This window comes from Mesorhizobium sp. LNHC252B00 (genome assembly GCF_000502955.1).
GTDB lineage: Bacteria > Pseudomonadota > Alphaproteobacteria > Rhizobiales > Rhizobiaceae > Mesorhizobium.
In genome coordinates this window covers 1-5,000 of record NZ_AYWO01000002.1, presented here as the reverse complement: position 1 = coordinate 5,000, position 5,000 = coordinate 1, and the positions used below count along the sequence as shown (strand labels likewise).

Annotated in this window: 2 protein-coding genes, 1 tRNA gene and 2 rRNA genes (1 of these 5 running past the window's edge); all 5 read left to right on the top strand. The window is 55.6% G+C overall.

Annotation, left to right across the window (positions count from 1 at the left end):
- Nucleotides 1-2,901 (top strand): 23S ribosomal RNA (locus X744_RS166585); it begins 139 nt to the left of the window's first position.
- 280 nt (nt 2,902-3,181) lie between these two features.
- Nucleotides 3,182-3,296, top strand: a 5S ribosomal RNA gene (rrf, locus tag X744_RS166590).
- 187 nt (nt 3,297-3,483) lie between these two features.
- A tRNA-Met gene (locus tag X744_RS166595) sits at nt 3,484-3,560 on the top strand.
- A gap of 584 nt (nt 3,561-4,144) precedes the next feature.
- Nucleotides 4,145-4,411 (top strand): type II toxin-antitoxin system ParD family antitoxin, encoded by a 267-nt coding sequence (locus tag X744_RS166600; RefSeq protein WP_023757167.1) that lies wholly within the window; start codon nt 4,145-4,147, stop codon nt 4,409-4,411.
- 175 nt (nt 4,412-4,586) lie between these two features.
- The gene (locus tag X744_RS1000000176180; protein WP_348626147.1) at nt 4,587-4,724 is read left to right on the top strand and encodes a hypothetical protein; all 138 of its coding nucleotides are present in this window, start codon (nt 4,587-4,589) and stop codon (nt 4,722-4,724) included.
- Nucleotides 4,725-5,000: the final 276 nt, after the last annotated feature.

Below are 5,000 nucleotides of genomic sequence, written 5' to 3'. Positions count from 1 at the left end.
ACTTGGAAAATCAGAGCAGCCGGAAGGTCGCAAGGCCGACTTGCTGCTGTGGTTTCCAAGTATCGATAATAGGTAACTTACCCTGAATACATAGGGGTAAAGTGGCGAACGCGGGGAACTGAAACATCTAAGTACCCGTAGGAAAGGACATCAACCGAGACTCCGGAAGTAGTGGCGAGCGAACCCGGACCAGGCCAGTGGCGATTGAGAGACAAGCGGAACCTTCTGGAAAGTAGGGCCATAGTGGGTGACAGCCCCGTACGCGTAATGCAATCAATCGTCCTCGAGTAAGGCGGGACACGTGAAATCCTGTCTGAAATTGGGGGGACCACCCTCCAAGCCTAAGTACTCGTGCATGACCGATAGCGAACTAGTACCGTGAGGGAAAGGTGAAAAGCACCCCGACAAGGGGAGTGAAAGAGTACCTGAAACCGATTGCCTACAAACAGTGGAAGCCCAAGGTTCGTCCTGGGTGACCACGTACCTTTTGTATAATGGGTCAGCGACTTAGTGTGACGAGCAAGCTTAAACCGCTAGGTGTAGGCGCAGCGAAAGCGAGTCTGAACAGGGCGTTTAGTTCGTCGCATTAGACCCGAAACCGAGTGATCTAGCCATGAGCAGGTTGAAGGTAAGGTAACACTTACTGGAGGNCTGAAACCGATTGCCTACAAACAGTGGGAGCCCGCAAGGGTCACCACGTACCTTTTGTATAATGGGTCAGCGACTTAGTGTGACGAGCAAGCTTAAACCGCTAGGTGTAGGCGCAGCGAAAGCGAGTCTGAACAGGGCGTTCAGTTCGTCGCATTAGACCCGAAACCGAGTGATCTAGCCATGAGCAGGTTGAAGGTAAGGTAACACTTACTGGAGGACCGAACCCATAACTGTTGCAATAGTTCGGGATGACTTGTGGCTAGGGGTGAAAGGCCAATCAAACTCGGAAATAGCTGGTTCTCCGCGAAATCTATTTAGGTAGAGCGTCGACCGAATACCCCAGGGGGTAGAGCACTGGATGGGCTAGGGGTCCTCACCGGATTACCAAACCTAACCAAACTCCGAATACCTGGGAGTACTAGTCGGCAGACACACGGCGGGTGCTAACGTCCGTCGTGAAAAGGGAAACAACCCTGACCTACAGCTAAGGTCCCCAAGTTATGGCTAAGTGGGAAAGGATGTGAGGATCCCAAAACAACCAGGATGTTGGCTTAGAAGCAGCCATCATTTAAAGAAAGCGTAACAGCTCACTGGTCTAAATAAGGGTCTTTGCGCCGAAAATGTAACGGGGCTAAAGCCATACACCGAAGCTTAGGGTTTGGTCCGCAAGGGCCAAGCGGTAGCGGAGCGTTCTGTAAGCTGATGAAGCCATACCCGTGAGGGGTGGTGGAGGTATCAGAAGTGCGAATGCTGACATGAGTAACGTAAGGGGAGTGAGAGACTCCCCCGCCGAAAGACCAAGGGTTCCTGCTTAAAGCTAATCTGAGCAGGGTTAGCCGGCCCCTAAGACGAGGCGGAAACGCGTAGTCGATGGGAACCACGTTAATATTCGTGGGCTTGGAGGTAGTGACGGATCATTGAGGTAGTCCAATCTTATCGGATTGAACGGGCTGCTGCGTGGTTCCAGGAAATAGCTCCTCCTTATAAACCGTACCCGAAACCGACACTGGTGGTCTGGTAGAGTATACCAAGGCGCTTGAGAGAACTATGCTGAAGGAACTCGGCAAATTGCACGCGTAACTTCGGAAGAAGCGTGACCCTTTTCTACGCAAGTAGAGGAGGGTGGCACAGACCAGGGGGTAGCGACTGTTTATCAAAAACACAGGGCTCTGCGAAGTCGCAAGACGACGTATAGGGTCTGACGCCTGCCCGGTGCTGGAAGGTTAAGAGGAGGGGTGCAAGCTCTGAATCGAAGCCCCAGTAAACGGCGGCCGTAACTATAACGGTCCTAAGGTAGCGAAATTCCTTGTCGGGTAAGTTCCGACCTGCACGAATGGCGTAACGACTTCCCCGCTGTCTCCAGCATAGACTCAGTGAAATTGAATTCCCCGTGAAGATGCGGGGTTCCTGCGGTTAGACGGAAAGACCCCGTGCACCTTTACTATAGCTTTACATTGGCATTCGTAGTGGCATGTGTAGGATAGGTGGTAGGCTTTGAAGCCTGGGCGCCAGCTCAGGTGGAGCCACCCTTGAAATACCACCCTTATTACTATGGATGTCTAACCGCGGCCCGTTATCCGGGTCCGGGACAATGTATGGTGGGTAGTTTGACTGGGGCGGTCGCCTCCTAAAGAGTAACGGAGGCGCGCGATGGTGGGCTCAGAACGGTCGGAAATCGTTCGCTGAGTGCAATGGCATAAGCCTGCCTGACTGCGAGACTGACAAGTCGAGCAGAGACGAAAGTCGGTCATAGTGATCCGGTGGTCCCGCGTGGAAGGGCCATCGCTCAACGGATAAAAGGTACGCCGGGGATAACAGGCTGATGACCCCCAAGAGTCCATATCGACGGGGTTGTTTGGCACCTCGATGTCGACTCATCGCATCCTGGGGCTGGAGCAGGTCCCAAGGGTATGGCTGTTCGCCATTTAAAGCGGTACGTGAGTTGGGTTCAGAACGTCGTGAGACAGTTCGGTCCCTATCTGCCGTGGGTGTAGGAATATTGAAAGGATCTGTCCCTAGTACGAGAGGACCGGGATGGACGGATCTCTGGTGGACCTGTTGTGGCGCCAGCCGCATAGCAGGGTAGCTATATCCGGACGGGATAACCGCTGAAGGCATCTAAGCGGGAAACCCACCTTAAAACGAGTATTCCCTGAGAACCGTGGAAGACGACCACGTTGATAGGCCGGGTGTGGAAGAGCGGCAACGCTTGAAGCTTACCGGTACTAATAGTTCGATCGGCTTGATCGTTCTCATTCCTTATGCCCATTTGACGAAGTCAAATGGTCTGTTCTCACTCACGCTCGTTCCGCCCTGCGGGCGGCGCTACGTGGGTGCGGCGCATCAGCGCCGACGGTCGGTCGACCTTGCGAAGCTTCGCTTCGAAAGGCGTCAGGACCCAAAGAACTGTAAAGGCACAAAAAAGACCAGCGAACAGCTCAGAGAAAGCAGCAAATAGGATCCCTATTCGCTACTCACTATTGGCTATTCGCTAAAAAAACAGCTTCTCGAACAACGTGCGTTTTGCCGACCTGGTGGTTATGGCGGAGCGGCTGCACCCGATCCCATTCCGAACTCGGCCGTGAAACGCTCCAGCGCTGATGGTACTTCGTCTCAAGACGCGGGAGAGTAGGTCGCTGCCAGGTCTGCCAAACGCACGTTGATCGCACATCCAAATCGGATGTGAGAGAAATCTTCTCTTTATGATAAGGCCCGATGATAAGGCCCGCCAACGGGAACCCGGGCCGCGTAAGCGGCCCTTTCATTTGGTGAGCCAAATACCTATCTGTAGGCCATCCTGTTAGGAGGCCTGCGCATACTTCCAAACCTCGACGCGGGGTGGAGCAGCCCGGTAGCTCGTCAGGCTCATAACCTGAAGGTCACAGGTTCAAATCCTGTCCCCGCAACCAAATCCAAAGCAGCCCGCCAGGCAAAATGCCGGCGGGCTGTTTGCGTTCGGGGGTTGACGCCGGCCGTCGAGTCACTCCGCTCAACCGCACGCAAGGCCCGTCAAGCTCCAAGCCGGCGGGCTTCTTGCCTCTCATGCCTGACCAGGTCCAAGGATCGAAGCGCAGAAGGCCGGTATAGCGCGGCAAAAGATGAGGTCCTATTTCCGGGCTTGCTGCCTGGCGCGTCGGCGATGCCGATGCTGACAAGGCAGCCTCGCCTCCGCGGGCCATAGACTGAAGGCGCCGGCTCAAAGACCAGCCCTGAAACCAAATACGAAACGAATTTTAGCCGGTTGGATTTTGCGCCTATCTTCTCGCGCACGGCTGCCACAAAAGAATCACACCCGGCATCAGCTTGCGCGTCGATCCTCGATCGTGCAGCCCTCATGGCTGAGGCAGCATTTCGGTCATGCCGAATCAAGCGACAGAGCGATTCTATTGCCGGCGAATCGCGGCAAGGTGAACCGGATCGGTCGAGGCAGCTAGCAGTTGATATCTATTGCTACCTTCTCCGGCGCCCCCATATTCGCCCAGGAGGGTTGCCAATGCCAAATTACGCTTTGAATGACCACTACGAGAGCTTCATCAGGAAGCAGCTCGAATCAGGCCGCTACAACAATGCCAGCGAGGTTGTCCGCGCGGGCCTGCGCATGCTTGAGGATTTCGAGGCGGAGCGGGAGAGATGGCTGGGCGAAGACATACCGGCGCGGCTGGCCGAGCTTCAGCGAGATCCGGCGAAAGGCATCCCTGCCGAAACGGTCTTCTCCCCGCTGGAGGCGCGACGTCGCGCGAAGCAGGCGAAGGCCAGGTAGGGGTGGAATATCGGATTGTCTTCCATCCCAGAGCGGAAGCCGAGCTGGAACAGCTATGACGACATAGCCGAAAGTGCTTAACCTGCGATCGCCTGGAATTCTGTTGTGGGGTATCCGCGACCATTGTCTCGGTCTGGCGACTTTTCCACAGCGGGACACCGAGTGGGGCGAGCCCATGCCTGGGCTTCGGATTGTCGGTTGCCGGCGTGCCGTCAGCATTGCCTTTGCCGCCGAGGGCGAGCGGGTGCTGATCCTGGGCATCTTTTACGCTGGCCGGAACATCACGCCGGAATTGCTCGAGGACCGGCTCTAAATGACGCTCCGGTAGGGAATTGCTTTGCGGCCGCCGAGGCGCAACAGTTGTATTTCAAGCCGATGATGTACGTTCAGCGCCGAGACCTCGGGGCGCATCACAGGAATGGTCGGCGGCAGAACACCGCTCACAATTCAGCCAGGCCAGCTCACGAATTTCGGCCCCGTGGATAACTCCACGAGAAATCGAAAAAACATCGCTGATCGCTGTTGACAGTTCTCGTTGGTGGCGACTATATACGCCTCACGAACGAGGGCGGCTCGCCGCTGGCGACGA